The sequence below is a fragment of the Maricaulis salignorans genome (genome assembly GCF_900103475.1).
GTDB classification, from domain to species: domain Bacteria; phylum Pseudomonadota; class Alphaproteobacteria; order Caulobacterales; family Maricaulaceae; genus Maricaulis; species Maricaulis salignorans.
Genome location: NZ_FNHG01000001.1, coordinates 261,395 through 281,153, shown reverse-complemented (window position 1 = coordinate 281,153; position 19,759 = coordinate 261,395). Strand labels below are relative to the sequence as shown.

The 19,759-nt window shown below is 61.1% G+C and carries 16 protein-coding genes; 12 read left to right on the top strand and 4 right to left on the bottom strand.

Annotation, left to right across the window (positions count from 1 at the left end; translation table 11 throughout):
- Positions 1-134: 134 nt before the first annotated feature.
- The 3 genes from BLT42_RS01255 to BLT42_RS01245 are packed head-to-tail and all read left to right on the top strand — an operon-like array spanning position 135 to position 3,451.
- Positions 135-1,274, top strand: a complete 1,140-nt coding sequence (locus BLT42_RS01255) for a glycosyltransferase (protein WP_091765548.1) — start codon at positions 135-137, stop codon at positions 1,272-1,274.
- On the top strand, positions 1,274-2,575 hold the full coding sequence (locus BLT42_RS01250) for a lipopolysaccharide biosynthesis protein (RefSeq protein ID WP_091765545.1): 1,302 nt from the start codon (positions 1,274-1,276) through the stop codon (positions 2,573-2,575). The genes BLT42_RS01255 and BLT42_RS01250 overlap by 1 nt, the downstream gene beginning before the upstream one ends.
- A gap of 12 nt (positions 2,576-2,587) precedes the next feature.
- The gene (locus BLT42_RS01245; protein ID WP_091765542.1) at positions 2,588-3,451 is read left to right on the top strand and encodes a sulfotransferase family protein; all 864 of its coding nucleotides are present in this window, start codon (positions 2,588-2,590) and stop codon (positions 3,449-3,451) included.
- Here BLT42_RS01245 and BLT42_RS01240 read toward each other — a convergent pair.
- Complete coding sequence (locus tag BLT42_RS01240; RefSeq protein ID WP_143023991.1) at positions 3,445-4,662, bottom strand: hypothetical protein; 1,218 nt, start codon at positions 4,660-4,662, stop codon at positions 3,445-3,447. The two genes, BLT42_RS01245 and BLT42_RS01240, sit on opposite strands and share 7 nt — an antisense overlap.
- Here BLT42_RS01240 and BLT42_RS01235 point away from each other — a divergent pair.
- The 7 genes from BLT42_RS01235 to BLT42_RS01205 all read left to right on the top strand — a co-directional run bounded on the left by BLT42_RS01235 (position 4,555) and on the right by BLT42_RS01205 (position 13,232).
- Positions 4,555-5,772, top strand: a complete 1,218-nt coding sequence (locus tag BLT42_RS01235) for a polysaccharide pyruvyl transferase family protein (protein WP_091765535.1) — start codon at positions 4,555-4,557, stop codon at positions 5,770-5,772. The two genes, BLT42_RS01240 and BLT42_RS01235, sit on opposite strands and share 108 nt — an antisense overlap.
- Positions 5,773-5,822: 50 nt before the next feature.
- Positions 5,823-6,401 carry a polysaccharide biosynthesis/export family protein gene (locus tag BLT42_RS01230; RefSeq protein WP_091765532.1) on the top strand — a complete coding sequence of 193 codons (579 nt, stop codon included), beginning with the start codon at positions 5,823-5,825 and terminating at the stop codon, positions 6,399-6,401.
- A gap of 30 nt (positions 6,402-6,431) precedes the next feature.
- Positions 6,432-8,219: an O-antigen ligase family protein gene (locus BLT42_RS01225; protein WP_091765529.1), complete on the top strand. Its 1,788-nt coding sequence runs from the start codon at positions 6,432-6,434 to the stop codon at positions 8,217-8,219.
- Positions 8,220-8,344: 125 nt separating this feature from the next.
- Positions 8,345-8,797, top strand: coding sequence for a hypothetical protein (locus BLT42_RS01220; RefSeq protein WP_143023990.1), 453 nt, complete (start codon positions 8,345-8,347; stop codon positions 8,795-8,797).
- A 65-nt stretch (positions 8,798-8,862) separates the two neighbouring features.
- Positions 8,863-10,110: an outer membrane beta-barrel protein gene (locus BLT42_RS01215; protein WP_233342245.1), complete on the top strand. Its 1,248-nt coding sequence runs from the start codon at positions 8,863-8,865 to the stop codon at positions 10,108-10,110.
- A 66-nt stretch (positions 10,111-10,176) separates the two neighbouring features.
- Positions 10,177-12,420, top strand: a complete 2,244-nt coding sequence (locus BLT42_RS01210) for a polysaccharide biosynthesis tyrosine autokinase (protein ID WP_091765519.1) — start codon at positions 10,177-10,179, stop codon at positions 12,418-12,420.
- A gap of 119 nt (positions 12,421-12,539) precedes the next feature.
- Positions 12,540-13,232 (top strand): sugar transferase, encoded by a 693-nt coding sequence (locus BLT42_RS01205; protein ID WP_091765516.1) that lies wholly within the window; start codon positions 12,540-12,542, stop codon positions 13,230-13,232.
- A 1-nt stretch (position 13,233) separates the two neighbouring features.
- On the opposite strand, the gene BLT42_RS01200 is transcribed toward BLT42_RS01205, so the two are convergent.
- Positions 13,234-14,544 carry an HlyD family type I secretion periplasmic adaptor subunit gene (locus BLT42_RS01200; protein WP_091765513.1) on the bottom strand — a complete coding sequence of 437 codons (1,311 nt, stop codon included), beginning with the start codon at positions 14,542-14,544 and terminating at the stop codon, positions 13,234-13,236.
- Positions 14,537-16,276 (bottom strand): type I secretion system permease/ATPase, encoded by a 1,740-nt coding sequence (locus BLT42_RS01195; protein ID WP_091765510.1) that lies wholly within the window; start codon positions 16,274-16,276, stop codon positions 14,537-14,539. The genes BLT42_RS01200 and BLT42_RS01195 overlap by 8 nt, the downstream gene beginning before the upstream one ends.
- 473 nt (positions 16,277-16,749) lie before the next feature.
- Between BLT42_RS01195 and BLT42_RS01190 the strand changes: the two genes are divergently transcribed.
- Positions 16,750-17,397: a hypothetical protein gene (locus tag BLT42_RS01190; protein ID WP_233342244.1), complete on the top strand. Its 648-nt coding sequence runs from the start codon at positions 16,750-16,752 to the stop codon at positions 17,395-17,397.
- A gap of 106 nt (positions 17,398-17,503) precedes the next feature.
- Complete coding sequence (gene galE, locus BLT42_RS01185; protein ID WP_091765504.1) at positions 17,504-18,487, top strand: UDP-glucose 4-epimerase GalE; 984 nt, start codon at positions 17,504-17,506, stop codon at positions 18,485-18,487.
- Positions 18,488-18,503: 16 nt separating this feature from the next.
- Here the strand turns inward: galE and BLT42_RS01180 are convergent, their stop codons facing one another.
- Positions 18,504-19,712 (bottom strand): hypothetical protein, encoded by a 1,209-nt coding sequence (locus tag BLT42_RS01180; protein ID WP_143023989.1) that lies wholly within the window; start codon positions 19,710-19,712, stop codon positions 18,504-18,506.
- Between the last annotated feature and the right edge of the window lie 47 nt (positions 19,713-19,759).

Here is a 19,759-nt window from a genome sequence, read left to right as displayed (position 1 = left end):
CGGGCCCCGCCCGGTCTGGACGCTGGCTCCAAACTGGACTTAAGTGCGGCGGGTTCTCCTTGAACCCGCCGTTCGCTTGTGTGGATGGCCCCGGTGTCCAGGGATGGTGCCACCAGTTCAGGGGATGAAATCAAATGGCTGCAGCAAGCCGAAAGCCACGCGTCCTCCTGGTTCACTACTGGCTCGTGGGCATGCGCGGTGGCGAGAAAGTACTCGAGGCCCTGTGCCGGATGTTTCCCGAGGCTGACATCCTCACCCATGTCGTGGACCGCGAGCAATTGTCACCCCTTTTGAAGCAACACCGCATTCTGACGACATCCATAAGCCGGCTTCCCTGGGCGAAGCGTCATTACCAGAAATACCTGCCCTTCATGCCGCAAGCGCTCGAGGCCTGCGATCTGACCGGCTACGACCTGGTGATTTCCAGCGAGTCCGGGCCGGCCAAAGGGGTCATCGTTCCGCCCGACACGCCGCATATCTGCTATTGCCATTCGCCGATGCGCTATATTTGGGACCAGTATCACGCCTATAAGTCATCGGCTGGCCTGCTGGCCGGAATCGCAATGCCCCACATCGCCCACCGCCTGCGCCAATGGGATGTTACGAGCGCGGCGCGGGTTGATCATTTCGTGGCCAATTCAAACCATGTCGCCAATCGGGTCAGCAAATACTGGCGTCGTGACGCCTCAGTCATTCACCCGCCCGTCGATATAGCCGCATTCTCGCCCGTCGAACCTCAGGAGCGTGGCGATTACTATCTCTGGCTCGGCGAGCTCGCCCCTTACAAACGGCCCGACATCGCCATCGATGCATTCCGGCAGTCCGGCCGCAAACTCAAAGTCATCGGTGGCCCGGACAAAGCGGTCGCACACTTGCAGAAATCAGCCGGAACAACGGTCGAATTTCTTGGCAAGACCGATTTTGACACGCTCAGACATCATCTCTCACGCTGCAAGGCGCTGATCTTCCCGGGCGAAGAAGATTTCGGCATTGTGCCGGTTGAAGCCCTGGCGTCGGGCCGGCCGGTGATTGGCTTCAATCGCGGTGGGGTCCGCGATACGGTGACCGACGGTCAGACCGGAATTCTCTATGATGACCCCAGTGCAGCCGGACTGAATGCCGCGATCGACCGGTTCGAGACCAGCGGTCTCGACTCCTGCGACACAGCGGCATTCACGGACGCCGCGGCGAACTTCACCGAAGACCGTTTCACGAAGGAAATGTGGTCAATCGTCAGATCGCAAACTTTGCCGCACGGGGCTGATTGGCAATAATGTTGCTGGGCCGGCTGAGATCCTTGCGCGAACGCGTCCGCGCCCAACCTGAATTGATCGGTCGCACCGCTATCGTGCTCCTCATCAAGCTGGGCGCAGCCGGGCTGTCCTATGCGATGTTCATCGCGATCGCCCGCGCACTGGACGCCCAGGCGTTCGGCAGTTTCGGCCTGGCATTTTCCGCCGCAACACTGGCCGCCGTAATTATCGGATTTGGGCAGAAGGCCTATATCCTCCGACGCGCGCCCGTTCTGTTCGCGGCGGGGAAGCAGGCAGCGGTCGGAGCCCTGAATCGGCGCGCCCTCCTGCTGTTTGCCCTCGTGACAAGCCTGATCGGCGCCCTCGGCTTTCTCGCCACCTCCGTCTGGCCGACCACCCTTCCAGCCGGGTTATGGCTATGGGCGACCGCCGCTGCGGGGTTGTTCGCACTCGCCGAATATCAGCAAAGCACAGCACGCTCGGCCGGGATCTTCATTCGCGCCCTGGCGCCCCGGGACCTGATCTGGCGGATTCTCGTGATCGCCTTTGCCGTCGGGGCAGCCGGCGCCACATGGATGTCCGCTCAAAGCATATTTGCCGCTCTCGTTCTGTCGCTGGCAGGCTTGCTCCTGGCACAGCAGGTCTGGCTCCCGCACCTGCGACCGGGATTTGCCACACCGGCGGCGGAGGATCGCGCCCGTGTCTGGCTGACAGCCTCAACCGGCCTGTGGGGCGTTGCGATCATACAAGCCCTGATCCCCAACCTCTCGGTCCTTGCCGCAGGGTTTATCCTTGATGTCGATACGGCCGGGCGTCTGTTCGCCGCGCTGCGCACGGCCATGTTGCTGCAGATATTCCAGATGGCTGCCAATCTTGTCATTGCCCCGTCCATCTCCCGGCTGAAGGCCGAAAACCATCTCGACCGACTTCAGACCGAAAGTCGCCTTGTCACTCTGCTCGCCGCCCTACCATTGGCAGGCCTGCTTGTCATTTTTGCACTGGCGGGCGGTTGGGTGATGTCAATTTTCGGGCAGGAGCATGCCGGTTCCGGACCAGTATTGCTGATCCTGGCGCTGGGTTTTTCGGCCAATGCCGTCTGCGGGCCAACTGCGCAAATGATGGAATCCCTCCATGATGAGCGTAGCCTTTTCGTGATTCTCGCCGCTTCGGCGGCCATTTCCACAATCCTGATATTCATCCTCGGTTTCGCTTTCGGCGTGCTGGGGGTGGCCGTGGCCGTCTCCTTGCACAGCATCATGTGGAATCTCGCAGCCTATATCCGGATATGGCAACGCCATGGCATCCGGGTCGGGTTGATCTGATCGGGTGGGTCGATGAAGCCGAATTTTCTTTACCTTGGAGGAGACAAATGCGGCTCGACCTGGCTGCACCGCCTCCTGTCACTTCACCCCGATACAGGGCTGCCAACCTCCAAGGAGCTTTTCTTTTTCGATCGCTATTTTGAGCGCGGAACCGACTGGTACACGCGCCAGTTTGAGGGGCTCGATGCGCCGAGAGTGGGGGAGATCTGTCACGACTATCTTTACAGTCCCGTGGCATTGGAGCGCATTGCGAACTTTTTTGAAGATGATGCCGTTTTTCTGATTTTCCTGCGCAATCCGTATTTGAGAACGATCTCCCATCACCGCTATTTGCAGCGCATCGGCAAAACCACACGCTCGCTTGACGCGGCGCTGGAAACCCATACCGGGCTCACCTCCCATAGTCTTTACCTGCGCCCCGTGCAGCAAGCGATCAACTTGCTGGGCCGGGATCGAATAAAGATTTTGAAATTTGAAGACCTTGCCAGTGACCCGCTTCAGTTTGGCCAGAGCGTATCCGACGCGCTCGGCATCCGCTTCATCGCCGACCTTCCCTATCAAGACAGAGTCCTTGAAGGAAGCTCTGCGCGGTCTGCCGGTCTGGTGCGTATATTGCGATCAGCCGGTTGGCGCCTGCGCGATGCCGGTCTTCAGAGCCTGGTCGGCTCGGTCAAATCCCATCCGCTGGTTGAGCGTCTACTGTTCCAGGGCGGCAGCGCGCGCACGTCATCCCAGGATGCCCGTATGACACCGCGCATTGCCGATCTGGTCCGGCAATTCCATGACGAGGTGATCGGCCTGGAAGAGGTCTGCGGCCTGGATTTTTCGGATTGGCGCGAAACACTCGAAAGTGTCGCAGCACCCGACAATCAATAGATCGCCGCCTCAACGGATTTGATCGCCGTATGCGCCAACCCCAGCAAGGCAATCGCGATAAAATTTCGCCGCGTCAGCATGACCGCAAGCAAGGGGATGAAGAAGAAATAATATCGCGCATTCTGAAAGGCGTGCGTGATTTCACCCATTCCGATCAGTGTAACCGCAAATGCGAAAACATAGTGGCGCACCTTGAAAAGGCGCCGCCGCGATTCCGGGTCTGCAGCGAGGACTGCCAGGACCATGGCCGTGAATACGGCATCCACATACCAGGCGAGATCATGGCGAGTGAAGAAATGCATGGACGAGAAGAACACGACCAGCGTTTCCAGCGGATTATATTCCGGATTGACGACTGTCCGGGTCCAGTTGAACCGCTGCAACTCGGGACCCAGCAAGGGAATTCGTTGAGCGATTCCCATATTGAGCAAGTGATTGAGGCTCACCGCAAATGCCAGAAAGACCGATGGCGCCAGCCAGGTGAAGCGAACTTTTTGCGCGACGATGATCGATCGGAATATGGCGATCACGAAGAAATTGTTTTCTCTCAGGAACAAACCCAACCCGACCAGAACCAGAATGACCGCCACATCCACCCAGATCCGGGCATTCAGCGCCATCAGGCAAAACGGGAACACCAGAAATTCGATGTGGATCCGGCTGAAGAGGAAGGTCGTCATCGGCCAGACCAAGGCCAGCACCAGCGTGTTTTTGTCGATCAGGCCAAGGCGGTAGAAAACAAGACTCAGCACCACGCAAATCGATAGAAGAATGAGCCTGACCAGCGCCGTCGAAACCTGCCCAGCGGCATCGGTCCCGAAGAAAAACTCATTGAATGCGCCGATGTATTTATACTCGTCAGGCCGCAAGTCGGTGACAATAAATGTGGTCTGCAAGGCGATCTGGATCAGGAGACACAGCGCGGTCACGATGAAAACATCGCGCACCTCGTCAGGCCTTGGGCTCAGGACTGGTTGGTTCATGTCTTTGTTTCCCCAGCCCTTGTGTGTCGCAATAGACTTAATGCCTAATTTACACGGGCTGATTACATCCTGTCCTTCTCGGATGTCAGCGAAGGCGGAGCGGGTTGCGACCGAAATGATATGCCCATGAGCACGCGATCTCGACTGGCCATCGCCGCGGTTATGTACAGTCCCAATCTCGGGGACGGAGCGATTGCGGTGTGCATGGACCAGGCTGTTCGCCAGCATGACCCATCGACCGAGCCCGCCTGGATTGACCTTGCCGGCCGCGCCGACATTCCTCGAACCTATTCGCCCCTCCGGCATAACCTGCTGCAATTGCTGGACTTGCTGCCCCCGCCAGTTGACCAGCTCGCCGGCGAACAAATCATCCGCCATCAAGTCCGCGCGCGGCTGAAGCCACGCCTTGAGCACATCTTGCCAGCGACCAGCGCGATACTGGTAGGAGGTGGCCAGCTTTTCTCGGACGCCCATATGAACTTCCCGGTGAAGCTGGCTGAACTGGGCACGCAGGCCGGCGCTCGTCAGATACCGATGGCAATTCACGGCGTCGGCGTCGCGAAGAACTGGCGACGTCGAGCGGCCGTCCTGTTTTCCGATCTCCTCGACAGCTCACAATTGATGTCGATCTGTGTGCGTGACACCGCGTCCCGCGACAATCTCGAACGGCTCGTCAAGGATCACGGGTTGCGGCGCTCCACCGTCGACATCCGGGTGGCTCCGGACCCCGCCTTCATGGCGGCGGAGACATTTGGACTGAATGCTGCCGGGAATGAGACCGGGCGTATCGGGCTCGGTGTCACCCATCCTGCTGCGCTCCATGCCCATGGAGATTACGCAAGAGTTTCCGAACGCGACGCTATCCTTTCCCTGGCCGAACTGGCATCAAACCTCATCGCCTGCGGCTTCTGCCCGGTTCTGTTCACGAATGGCGCCTTCGAAGATGAGGCCTTCCTCGCAAAAGCCCTCAACGCTACGGCCTTTGAAGCGCTGGAGGGCCGGGTTGAGGTGGCACCAGCCCCGACCTCCCCACGGATGCTCGCACAATCTATCGCAGGGTTTGACGGGGTCATTGCTCATCGCCTGCATGCCAATATCCTGTCCTATGCTCTGGGCGGGGTCCCGGTCGGCCTCGCCTGGGACGCCAAGATGCACGGGTTCTTCGGCCTAATCGGAGAAACCGGCTTGTTGCAGCAGGGCGCAAGTCCGGATGCCTCACGGGCGGTCAAAAGTTTGCAGGACGGGTTGAAACGGCGCACCGATATGAGACAGCGCGCCCGGGAGTTATCGCAGGCCGCCCGTTCGGGTGTGCTGGAGAGTCTGAATAGTGTGTGCTAGCCACACTGACAGGAAGTCGGCACACGCGTGCCACATAGGGAGTCGCTGAGATGCAACCGATATCTGTGTTCCGCCTGGTTTCTTTCCTCAGTGTTCTGTTGATTGCGGCTTGCGCGTCAACATCGCCCGGCCCGGCACCCGCCGATGCAGCCGCGAACATGTTCGATCGGGTCGAATACCGGCTGGGCGCTGGCGATCAGCTGAGAATTATCGTGTTCGGCGAGGATGACCTGTCGGGCGAGTTTGTCGTCGACGGCCGCGGCACGGTATCCTTGCCACTGATTGGCGAAATCGATGCCGGTGGATTGACACCGCGGGAGTTCCAGCAGGCCTTCGCCGCTGCGCTTCGCGATGGCTATCTCAATGATCCACGGGTCAGCGTCGAAGTCATCAATTTCCGGCCCTACTATATCCTCGGCGAAGTCGAGGCTGCGGGCGAGTATCCATTTTCCGACGGGCTTACGGTGATGAATGCCGTGGCAACAGCTGGCGGGTTCACCTATCGAGCCAACCGTCGCGTCGTCTTCATCCGGCACGCCGGCAGCGATCAGGAAATCGAAGTGCCGCTGCTGGCCGTCACCGAAGTTCAGCCCGGCGATACCATCCGCATCGGCGAGCGCTTCTTCTGAGGCGGCAGATGAGCTGATCCGGCCAGTTCGGTGTTTGCCTATATCTCCCTCGGCCTGATCGGGCTGGCCGCTTTCACCGCGCTCGGCGCTGACAGCGAAATGGCCAGCTATTTTTACGGCGCCCCGCTTCTATTGATTGGTGGATGGGTCGCGTGGCGAGATCGGGAACTCGGCACCGGTGCCGCCGTTCTGCTCGCGATCATGGCGCTGTTTCTCGGGATCGCCGCTCTACGCGGCCAATTGCTGAGCGGGGCGCCTGAATTTGTCGCACTGGGGGCCTGTGCAGCGGTATTCATTTCAGCGCGGGCGCTGGCGTTCAGGGCCAGAAAAGCGACTGAAATTTGCGCTGTCCTCCTGGGCTTCTTCCTGCTCGCATCGATCATAGCCTTTCTTGATCACATCTGGTCACCAGATCGAATTTTCCTGTTTGAACGACCCTACCATCTCGGGCGGCTGTCTTCCCCCTTCCTCTCCGCCAACACGGCCGCAACCTTCTTCGGAATAGGCGTTATCCTGTCTGTCGGAAGACTGCTGCGCGCAACGGCGGGGCCTATGGGTGGCGCCCGGTCGAAACATTTGATCCTGCCACTGACAACCCTGCTCTTTTGCCTCTCATGTCTCGTCCTGACAGCATCGCGCGCCGGGATCCTGCTGACCGGCAGCGTGACCTGCCTGCTGCTGCTCTGGGAGATGGCACAGCGATTCCGGCGCGGCGAACGGCAGTCGCTCTGGGCGCTTGCTGCCGCCGGTTTGGGACTCGCGCTCACAGCGACCGGCATTGCTTTGCTCTCTGGCGAAACCTTTGGCAGCCGTATCGCAGATGTCGGTGTCGGTGCCGGGTCGCGCAGCGAGCTGTGGACGGCCTATAGCCGTGCCGCGCTCGAGCAATTCTGGTTCGGGGCCGGTCCCGGCGGGTTTGAATACGTCAACGCGGCCTCCACAAATGCCGAGAACGCATCCATCCTCGTTTTCCAGCGTGCCGCTCACAATATTGTCCTGCAATGGCAACTTCAAACTGGCCTCATCGGCCTTCTGACATTGGCAGGTTTCTGGCTCTGGGCGGGCCGAAGAATCCTGTCCGGCCTTGAGCAATCGGGCAGACCCCGCTGGCTGATCCGGACTCTCGTTTGTATCGGCCTGTTCGTTCTCGCGCACGGCCTGGTCGACTATGCCTTGGAGATCCCCGCAATCGCCTGGATGACCGCCTGGCTGGCCGGCCTGGCGGTCGGAGTTTCAGCCCCCAGGGGCAAAGCTCAATCGTCTTTCGTACGACATGCGGTGGGGGTAGCGATGCTTCTGCTCGCCGCCGGGGCAGTGCTTGGTCTGGTGGACACACTTCGGGCGAACGCTGTGAGGGCCGCAACCGGGGATCCCGCGGCCGCCATACTCGCCGCCCCCTTCCCGCAAATGTCAGGCCTGGCGCTCGCCCGCGCCCATGCGGATCTCGCGCTCAGCAGCACGCCGGCCAACCCGGGCCATGCACGTGCGGCCCTTGATCGCGTCCTCGCTCTGGAGCCTCGCGATGGTCGCGCCGAGGCACGCCTGGCCTACGCGCTTTTATTGGCGGGAGACAGTCAAGCCGCGGCCAATCATTTGAGCCGAAGCTTCCAGCTGTGGCCCTATGCCCATCCGGACTTCCGGACCTGGCGCCTTCAGCTCTCTGCCTCGCTATGGAATCGTTTGGGGGAAGAGGAACGGCGCGCAGCGCTCCGTGAGCTCCGTCAGGTTCGTCCGGAGTGGCGCCGCCCATGGCTGGAGCAAACCCGGGCCTGCGAGCTTGGTGGCCAGCCGGCGTGCATAGGCCTGGGCGAAGACTGACCCCCTCACGCCCCCGCGCCGGCTCGTCTCCTGCGCGCGATCTGGACTCGTCCGGCCCGCGCGCATGCTTTACTCAATTGAGGTAGTGTCGTATCATACACTTAGAGAGTGGGGGTGCGTGTCTCATGAAACAATTACGTTCTGTGTTTGTCGCGGCAATCTTGTCGGGGGCGGTATTCGGCGCGCCGGCGACCGCAATTCAGTCAGACGCGACCGCCAACAGCGAAGCTCCTGCTCCGTCCATAGGCGCTCGCGCCCTGGCCGATCAGCTCCTGGCCATTCTTGCAACATTCGGTGAAGATGCGGACGCGGCGGCGCTGGAGACAGCGCTGATCAACGCCCTGGTTTCATCGGACCAGAGCGTTCTGGTCGAAGCTGAAGCGCTTCGCCTCGTGATCGCCGAGACCGATACCGGCGCATTCCGTGCTGCCGCTGAATCAGTCCTGTCGCGCCAACCAGAGTCCGAAGAAGGCTATGTGGCGACGGCCGAGTATACCGGCGGCTTGCCAGCCGGCGTAGGCGATCTCGTTATTCCGGGTTCGCCACCTTTGGCTCGCGGGGGCGGGTCTGATTATTAGTATTATTGCACGGCAAAAATGCCGGCAGGTGGGGAATGGAAATGCGGGGAATACAAACCTTAATTGTGGCGCTCACGCTTGTGCCAGCACTCATCGGCGGCATGGCCTCAGCCCAGAATCAGGGTGAGTTTTTTCAACGCGATCGCAACACGGCTGTCCTTGAGCGCTCGCGAAATGAATTCATCGCCCCACCAGCCCGGCACGGCGCATTCCACGTAAAGGCAGAGGCGGAATTGGGCCTCGCCTCGGACAGTAATATTTTCGCGACAACCAGTAATGAAGAGGCCGACGTGATCGCCTCTTTTCGCCCCTCCTTCGGCGCGGAAAGCACCTGGTCGCGCCATTCGTTGACGGCCAGCGCCTCGGCAACACGCCGCGAATATCTCGACAACACCTCGGAAAGCGTCTGGAACGCCGAAGCCGGTGTTATCGGACGGCTTGATATCCAGCGCGGCTTCTTTGTCGATGTCGCGGCATCAGCAGAAATGCTGACCGAAAACCGCTCGAGTGCCGGCGCAGCGGCGCTGTCCGCCGAACCCATCGAATACGACACGGCCAGTATTGCCGCCGGCGTGACCTACACGACGGGCCGCGTTCGCGTGAACGGCGCCATTGATGTGCACACCTCCGACTTTGAAGACGCAGCGCTGGCCGGCGGCGGCGTCGCTGACCAGGATTTCCGCGACTACACAGAAACCCGCATCAGCGCCCGTGTCGATGGAGCGGTGAGCCCGGCTGTCGCGGTGTTCGCCCGCGCTTCCAGCAATCAGCGCGACTATGACGCTCCGGCCGCAGGCCTGGCGAACCGTGATTCAGACGGGATTGTCGTCGAGGTCGGCGTTGATTTTGACCTTGGCGGACAGGCCCGCGGCTCCGTCGCCGCTGGTGTTCTCGAGCAGAAATACGACGATCCATCCTTCGCCGATATCGACGGCGCGAGTTACAATGCAGAAGTGGAATGGTTTCCGACCGAGCTCACGACCGTTACGGTTTCGGCCACCCGCGCACCGCGCGAATCCGCGATCGCAGCCAGCGCCGGTTATACCGAAACCCAGATATCCGGGCAGGTCGATCATGAACTCCTGCGCAATCTGATCCTGTCCGGTCGCGCTTCGTTTGGGGATGACGATTATTCGGGCATCGACCGGAGCGATGAGCGGTTTGAACTGGTCGCTTCTGCCACCTGGTTGATGAACCGGCGCGTCGGTGTGCAGGCCTCCCTGACCCGCCTCGATGTCGATTCCAGCGGAGCTGCAGCCCGAGGCGATTTCGATAGTAATGTCGCCCGCATCTCTGTCAGCCTGCGGATGTAATCCTGCGAGTTCTGGCCCCGAACGTGCATGTGAAATCTCCAAACCGACACATGACGAGAGTGGCCCATGGCAAGACTGGAAATTGACGAATTCGACAATCAAAATCCCGACGGACCGGGCAATGATGTCGCCGATCTACGCCTGATTCTCGTTATCATCCGCCGACGCATGTGGAGCATGTTATTCGTTGCGGCTCTGATCTTCAGCGCGGTTGTACTATACACCTTCCAGCAGACTCCACTCTATACGGCCAGCGCACGCATCTTGATCGAAACCCGTGAATCCCGCGTGGTGGATTTCGAGGCAGTCCTGTCCGGTCTGCCGCCAAACTCCGCCGCCATTGATACCGAGGTCGAGGTCCTGCGCAGCCGCTCCCTGGCCCAGGCCGTGGTCGCGCGCACTGATCTTGCGACCATCCCCGAATTCAACACCGAATTGCTTGAGGACAGCTGGGCAGACCGTCTATTGCGCCAGTTTACGGCACTGGGCGGCACCTCTGTAGCGACCTCGAACCCGGCTGCCGCTGGCGGGGAAACGCCAGAGATGATGATGGACCGCGTCGCCGAGGAATTGCTGCAGCGGACTTCGGCGCGACGGCTCGGCGGCACTTTCGTGATTGAGGTTTCGGCGACATCCCAGAGCCCGGAGCTCGCCCAGGACCTGGCGAATGCCTATGCGGAGGAATATCTCCTGGCGCAGCTTGAAGCCAAGTTCCGCGCGACGGAGCGGGCCAATGAATGGCTGTTCGAACGCGTCGCCGCGCTTCGCGAAGAGGTTCAGGCCGCCGAACAGGCCGTCGCACAATACCGCGAGGCCAACGGGCTGCTCGATGCCGAAGGCGCCACCCTCACAGAACAACAGATTTCCGACACCAACGCCCAGCTGATCGTCCAACGCGCCGAACTGACAGAAGCACGGGCGCGCCTGCGCAATGTGCGGTCGCGGCTGGAACAGGGCGTGGGGCCTGAATCCATTGCTGAAGTCCTCAATTCCGAAGTGATCCGGGAATTGCGCTCGCAGGAAGCCATGGTCAGCCGTCAGAGGGGCGAGCTGATGTCGCGCTATGGCGCGCGTCACCCCGAAATCCAGACTGTCGAGCGGGAACTGGCCGATATCCGCGTCCAGATCGACCAGGAAGTCAGTCGGATTGTCAGCAATCTCGAGAGCGAAGTGAATATCGCGTCCGAACGCGTCAACTCGCTCTCCAGAAGTCTCCAGGAGCTGCGCAACGAGCTCGGCTCCAACAATGCCGCCCTCGTCAATCTGCGCGCCCTTGAGCGCGAGGCCAATGCCAGCCGCGCGATGTTTGAATCCTTCCTCAGCCGTTTCCGGCAGACCGGCGAAGCCGATCAGTTCAACGAGGCAGATGCCCGCGTTGTTGCCAATGCGACCCTGCCGCTTGAACCCAGCTCACCCCGGCTTATCCTGAATCTTGCACTTGGCCTGGCGCTCGCCGGCCTCGGGGCTGTCATGATCGCCCTGATCCGCGAAATCCTGGAGTCGGGCCTGAGAACCGAGGCGGAAGTCGAGCGCAAGCTGGGCGTGCCGCACATCGCCTCGGTACCGAAGCTGAACACCGGCCTGTTCGGACGGGTTCTGCGAAAGCGTCATGATCCCGGTGAATATGTATTGAGCAAACCGCTGTCGAGCAGCGCCGAGAGCTATCGCACGCTGCGTTCCGGGCTCAAGGTCGCCGGACTCGACAAGCCGTTGACCGTGATTGCCGTCACCTCGGCCCTGCCGGGTGAAGGAAAGACCACAACCACCATCGCATTGGGGCGCATCGCCGCGCAGGCCGCCGACCGGGTGCTCGCCATTGATTGTGACCTGAGACGCCGCGGCTTGAGCACCGCACTCGCTCCCAATGCATCAGCGGGAATGCTGGAAGTGCTGGCGAACGAGGCCTCTCTGGATGATGCCATCATCGTCGACGAGCGCTCGGGGCTTCACGTCCTGCCGCTGACCGTTCGCGCCTTCACGCCGAAGGATTTGTTCCGGTCGGAAGCCTTCAAATCGCTACTGGCAAGCGTGCGGGACCGCTATGATCTGGTGTTGCTGGACACCGCACCGGTCATGGCCGTTGCCGACACACGCGCCATCGCGGGCCTGGTGGATGGCATCGTGTTTTCCGTGGAATGGGGCCGTAGTCCGGTCGGGGCCGCACGCCTCTCCATCGATGCGCTGCATCGCGCAAAAGGCAATATCGTCGGAGTGGTTCTGAACGGCGTCGATATCAACCGTCAGGCGAGATATGGCTATGGGGCGTACTACACCTATTACGGATCCTATCAGAAATACTACACAAATTAACGATTAGGGCTTGCCCTGAACTCAATTTTGGCCCCCAATTTGCGGGACTGTCGTTAATTGTCCTGAATTGAAGCGGACGAACCGGGAGTCATGGCCTGTAAAGGCTTGGGGGGGGTAGCATGCTATTCAATAGCCGGTACGATCAGAGCTTCGCGGATGTTGAGGCACAGGCCGCCGCTACGCCGATCGGCCACTCGGCGGTGAGCCAAAAGGTTAAGCGTTTCGCTGACCTTTTACTGTCTGTTATCCTTGTTGTTCCGGTCGGTCTTCTGCTGGGCGTGATTGTTCTGGCCGTGATGATCTTTGATCGTCAGCCCGTTTTCTACGTCCAGACACGGATCGGACGCCGCGGACAACCGTTTCGCTGCATCAAGGTTCGCACCATGCGGCTCGATGCCGATGCCCGCCTCGAACAAATTCTCGCCGAGGACCCGGCCGCAGCCCGGCAATGGCGTGAACATCAAAAACTCAGCCATGACCCACGCGTGACGCCGATCGGGCGCTTCCTGCGCAAAACCAGCCTTGATGAACTGCCCCAATTGCTCAATGTTTTTCGGGGGGACATGTCCCTGGTCGGCCCACGGCCGATCATTGCGGACGAAATCGATCGCTATGGGGCCGACATCGCCTATTACATGGCGGTCCGCCCCGGCGTGACCGGGCTTTGGCAAGTGTCGGGCCGCAGCCAGACCAGCTATGCCCGCCGCGTGGCTCTGGACCGGGAATATGTCGAGACCCAGTCGCTGCCGAAGGATTTGTCCATCCTGGTCAAAACGGTCCGTGTGGTCCTCACCGGCGACGGCTCGGCCTGATCTATTCTTCGCGGAAAGCCCGCGCCAGGCGATCCGTCATCGGCCGCAAAAGATACTCGATTGCGGATTGTGAGCCGGAGGTGATGAAGACCTCGACCGGCATGCCCGGGACGATTTCGATATCCGGCCCCTCGCCCTCCATCGCGATCAGCGCCAGATAATAGGAGATGCCGGTTTCGGGTTCCACGAGACGGTCGGCGGAAATCGTCAGCACTGAACCGGGCCATTCCGGAGTCTGACGTCCCTGAAAAGTCGAGAACCGAATGCGGGCCTCAGCGCCCGGTGCGATCCGGTCAATCTCTGTCGGCGGAATCCTGGCAGAAATCACCATGGGCTGGTTCGCCGGAGAGACCTGCATGAGAGGGAAGCCCGGCCGGACCACGCCGCCCAGCGTGTGCACATCCAGACCCAGGACATAGCCCGAGCTCGGCGACGCGACCTCGGTACGTTCCAGCGCATCGGCGACGGCGACGCGCCGTTCGCGCAACTCCGCGATCTGCGCCCCGACATCGGCTTCGTTGGACGCGACCTCCTCGATGAAGGCGTTATACAGCTGAGCAATCTCGACCTCGGTCTGGCCGATCGCTGATTGCGTGCCGGCGATCTCCGCGATGCGTGAGCCACGTGACCCGCGCAGCGCCTCGCCCTCTCGCTCGAGGGCCAGGACACGCGTACGGGGCGTCAGGCCGCGCTCATAGAGGGACCGCAGACCGACCAGCTCCTCTTCAATCAGGGCCAACTGGCGGGTTTCAGAATCGTATTGCGCCTGAAGCCCGGCAATCCGGTCATGATACTGACCGATCCGATTGCGCATCACCTCGATTTCGGTTTCCCGCGTTTCCCGCCGCGTCATGAAGACGGTGCGCTGGGCTGCAATGATGTCCTCAGTGTCGTCAGAGGTCGTCATGGAACGAAAATATCGATCGAAGTCGATATCCTCCAGGCCCTCGCGCTCGGCTGCGAGGCGCGCGCGCCGGGCCGTCAATTCCGTCAGGCGAGATTCGATTTGAGCCATCTCGGCACGCGGGCCGGTATCGTCCAGCCGGATCAGTATCTGGCCTTCTTCGACACGATCGCCCTCGCTCACCAGAATCTCGGAAATGATCCCGCCCTCAAGGTGCTGGATAGATTGCACCTCCGTCTGTCCGCGAACCTCACCGGCCGCAATGACAGCGCTGGAGATCGGGGCGAAGACAGACCACCCGATCAGACCGCCAAAGACCAGGATGATAATTGTATAGCCGAGCCGGTTTGCGTTCTGAATTCTGGGATCCCCGCCGGCTCCGGAATTCGCACTTGTCGCATCAGCCATTCTGCTTTTCCTTGCTTGCTGCTGCCAGACCGGAAAGCACTTCGTCGCGGGGCCCAAACCCGCGCACCTGACCGTCGGCCAGCACCATCACCTTGTTGCAGGATCCCAGAATGCTGGGGCGGTGGGCGATCACGACCAGGGTTGTTTTGGATTTCCGAAGCTCGACGAGGGCCTTGAGGAGGGCATCCTCGCCCTCCTTGTCGAGATTGGAGTTGGGCTCGTCGAGGACGACGAAGACCGGATTGCCATACAGGGCCCTGGCCAGCCCAACGCGCTGCCGCTGTCCGGCCGACAGATTGCGACCACCCTCCCCGACATTGGTGTCATAACCATCCGCAAGGCGCAGGATCAGATCATGCGCGCCAGCCTTTCGCGCCGCTTCCACGATGGTCGCCGGCTCGGCGCGCGGGCGAAAACGGCTGATATTGTCCGCGACCGTGCCCGGCAGAAGATCGACCGTCTGCGACAAATACCCGACCTGGGGCCCCAATTCATCCCGACTCCAGTCTTCGAGAGACGCCCCATCAAGCCGCACAGCGCCGCTGAGTGGGGGCCAGAGTCCGAGCAGGACTTTTGCGAGGGTCGATTTTCCGCCGCCCGACGGCCCGATGACACCCAGCCCGTCACCCGGCTCAAGCCCGAAGCTCACGCCCTTGAGGATATGGGTTTGCCCGGTGGGCGGGCCAGCATAGACTTTCTCGACCCGCAGGATCCCGGTGGCAGCTGGCAGCGACATCTTGTCTTTCGGAACCTGGGCCACCTCGAGCAATTCGCTGAGACGGTTGTAGGACTGGTAGGCCATCAGAGCCGGCCGCCACTGACCGATTGCCTGTTCGATCGGTGCCAGAGCCCGCCCCAACAGGATGGACCCGGCGATCATCATGCCGGGCGTGATATCGCCCAGAACGGCGAGCCATGCGCCAACGCCCAGCACGGCGGATTGCAGACCGACCCGCAATGCCTTGGTCGCCGAGCTGTACTGGGCAATGCTCTCGCTGGCGCCACTGTTCAGATCGAGCGATTTTTCATTGCGCTCAAGCCAGCGCCGCTCAAGCTCGCCGCGCATACCCATCGCCTCGATGGACTCAAGACTCGAGAAGGCCGCGTCAGCCGTCAGGTCCGCGGCAGCCGATGCCTGGCCAGCATCCTTCAGCTTGCCTCTCGAACGCGCCTGGTTCGCGAGAGCAAGGCCGCCGAGCAAGACGATGGAGGCGACGCAGAACACGCCGAGGATCGGGTGAATCAACGCCATCACGATGATGAAGAGTGGCGACCAGGGCACATCGAAGATGACGCCGGGCGCCGGGCTGGAAATGAAATTGCGCAGGGTGCGCATATCCTGCAGCGCCTGATTGGAACGGCTGCCGGCCGCGAGATTGGCCCGCATGACCGCATCGATCAGACGCGGCCCCATCTTGCGTTCCGCGGCGGTACCAATCCGGCTGAACAGCGCCGACCTGACAAATTCCAGACCGCCATAGGCGACATACATCACGGCAGCCAGCAGCGACACGGCCAGCAAGGTATCAATGGAGCGCGATGAGAGCACCCGGTCATAGACCTGCAGCATATAGATCGGGCCCGTCAGGACGAGCAGATTGAGGCCAAAGGAGAAAATCGTGAGATTGATCACGCTCCCACGCGCCGCACCCAACGCCGCCTTGACGATGTCATTGTCCCGGAGTTCCTTGCGGGACGATGAGGCCGAAGCCTGCGCCGATTTGCTGGACATATTGGATTGGCCCCTTGCTTTCAGCGCGAGATTCGCGTCAGGAGCGAGAGGCCTTGAAAACCTCTTCGCTCCTGGCGTGTGCCTGACTGGCCTATAGAGAGAGGCAATAACATTATCTCTCCGTTAACGTTGATTACAGTTGTGCCCGAAGCTTGGATTGCCTAATATTCATTTAACTTTAGCGGACAATCCAGCGCGGTTCGCCGGGTTCCGGTCAAAGTGGGGATGGTTTGTTGCAGCGGGGATCCAGAGCAGGTTTGGACGACGGCCAGCCCGGCTTGTGGCCGGGAGGCCTCGACGTCTTCCCGTGGGACGCGCCGCAACCGGTTGCAGCCGATCCCGTCGCCGCCAACCTGGTCGCATCCGATTTGCCACTTTTCGCGCCCATGCCAGAACTGGCACAGGAAGTTCGACGCCTCTGGCAAGAGCGCGGCGACGCTTCCCTGGCTGCGGACAACGACGCTTCGTTTGCTATGATAGCCGAACCATCGCCGCTACACACTCCCGCACCCGACATCGATGGCGTCGAGCTGACTGGAATTGACCTCGGCCTGGCTGGCCTGGTGGATGATGGAGCATTATTCGATTTCAGTGATTATCTGGAACGCCACGAGCAACGCATCGAGGCGATCGGACGCGTGGATGGTCCCGACCTGTTTGCCGGTGACACCGCAACCGCAATCGATGCCAACGGGCATTCCGTCCCGCTCGCCCTGTTGCTGGAACATGTCGAGGCCAACTCGCCCGGCGACAACGCGGTCGCCCTCAGCCGCGAATTTGCGCCTGAAGGGGTAGAATTGGGCGGGCTTGCCAATGACGGGGCGCCAATCGATTTTGGCGGCTATCTCGAAATGTCCAACCAATGCCTGGGCGCACTGGCACAGGCCGAAGGCATGGACCGGTTTGCGGCCAAGGATGCCATGCTCACACCGGCAGACGATTATTCCGTACAGCTGACTTTGCTGCTCGATGCGCCGGGACACGCAGCCAGCTTGCCGGATTACGGCGCTGCGGCCCTGCATGACGGCCTCGAAATTCCGTCGGCTGCCGAGTTCACCGGCCTGGATTGGCTGTCGCAGGATGTGATGGATACATTCGGCTTCGATTACGCGCTCTTCTGAGCCACGTCTCTGGCGACACCCGCTTGAATAGCCGGTACTCATTGTATTTTCTCCGGATTTCAACCTAGACTGAAGGCTGTGGGAACACCCGGACGAGGGCGCGGGCATGGCACGGATTCTGGTTACAGGCGGCGCAGGCTATATCGGCGCGCATGTCTGCCGTGCCCTCGCCGCGCGAGGCGACCAGCCTGTCGCCTTCGACAATCTCTCCAGCGGCCATCAGCATGCCGTGCAATGGGGACCGCTTGTCACAGGGGACATTCGCTCGCCGGCCGCGCTGGACCAGGCTTTTCAAGAATACAAACCAGATGCGGTCATGCATTTCGCCGCCAGTATCGAAGTCGGTGAGGGCCAGCAAAAACCCCAGCAATACTGGGACAACAATGTCGGCGGACTGATCAGCCTGCTCGGTGCCATGGGCCGCGCGGGGGTCAAGCCAATCGTGTTTTCATCCTCCTGCGCCGTGTATGGCGCCCCCTCCAGCATCCCGATCCGGGAGAGCGAAACCCGCGCACCGGTCAGCGTCTACGGCCAGACCAAGCATGCCGCGGAATTGCTGCTGGCGGACATGGCCTTGAATGATGATGCCCGATTTGTCGCGCTACGATACTTCAATGCGGCCGGCGCCAGCCCGGATGGCGAGATCGGTGAGGAACACGAGCCGGAGACCCATCTGATCCCGAATGCGCTGAAGGTCGCCGCCGGCCTTGGTCCGGACCGGTTGAAACTGTTCGGATCGGATTATGACACGCGCGACGGGACCTGCCTGCGCGACTATATCCATGTGGTCGACCTGGCCGCCGCACATCTGGCGGCACTCGACCGGGTCCTGGCCGGTCCGAGCCAGCTATTCTGCAATGTCGGAACCGGTCAGGGCGCCACGGTGCTGGAGGTTTTGCAGGCGGCCGAGCGCATCACCGGGGCCCGGATACCCTATGATATCCACCCGCGACGGCCCGGCGACCCAGCCGTGCTATTGGCCGAAACAAGCCTGGCCAAGGCGCAACTGGGCTTCCAGCCCCGCTTTTCATCCATTGATCAGATCCTCACCGATGCCTGGAATTTCCATGCCAGAAAATGGCGGGTCTGAGCGGATCTGGCCGGTTTTACCGGCTATAGGTGATCGCAAACCAGAGCTTGGTCCGGTCGGCAATCGCGCTGTCGCCGCCGTCATAGAAGGCAGCCTTGAACTCAAGCCCGACATGCTCGCTCAGCTGCGAACTCAACACGGCATCGAATTCCGACCCCAGATCGAGACTGCCATTCTCCGTCTCGAAATCATGATAGACGACCATCGCGCGCATCGCCGATCCCAGTGGCGGGTTGGGGAAGGCGTAACCGGCGCGGCCATAAACATCCCGGATGCCATTGGCCGGCGTTGTCAGGAAGACATCGGCCCAGCCTTGATACCCGTGCAGGGTCGCCAAAGGCGTGCTGAAACCGCGGACGCCATTGCCTTCCAGTGATTCAATGCCGATGGCACCGCTGAGCCCGTTCTGGCTGAGACTGGCCTCGGCGCGGAACATGTTCAGATCGAAGCTGGCCGGGGCATTGCCGTAATCGCTCTGCACGGCATATTCGAGCTTGTAACCAAAGGTCGCCTGGCCCTCGCGGGCGACCGAGCCACTCCAGTTCAGCCCGTAGGTGGCGCTCGAGAGCGCTGCCGCATCCTGCACGTCAGCGAGGATGGCGAAGGCCGTCACGGTGCCGAGCGGTGCTGTTACCGCCGCGGTGATCGCGTGGGCATCCAAGTCAAGCTCGCCGGCAGGGTGATCATCGCCAAAAATCCGGTGAGCGCGGTCCAGATAGGCATAGGTCAGGTTGAGATTCTCGATCGCCGTCGTGGAAGCGACAAAGGCATCAAAGGTCTGCTCGTTCTGCCGGAAGCCGACATTCCCGACATAGCGGGCATCGCCCAGGATGATGCGCTGACGCCCCAGCGTCAGGCGCGTATCCTCAAAGCCGGTAAAGGCCAGCTGCACCCGGTTCAGTTCCGCCGCTTCCGGATCGGCCACCACCGGATAGCCGGGGCGGCCATTGATCGTGTCGTTGAAGTCATCGACCAGATGGAGAACATGCTCGCCCTCAATCAGGAAGGTGAAGCCCGACAAGTCCCCGCTTTCATAACCCAGGCGGGTCCGCAGGGTGATCGCCGTGGCGTCATTGGCCAGGCCGGCCTGGTCGACCAGCTCGGTCCGGAGGCGTGCGTTGACAAGGAATTGACCCTCGGCATGGGCAGGTGCAACCGCGCACACTCCCACGATCAGGCCAGCCGCCCCTGACAGGGCAGCGCGGCCAAGTTTGCTCATACTCATCTCGTTTTCCTCTTTCGCGGGCTCGTCAGGAGCCCGTTTGACCGGTT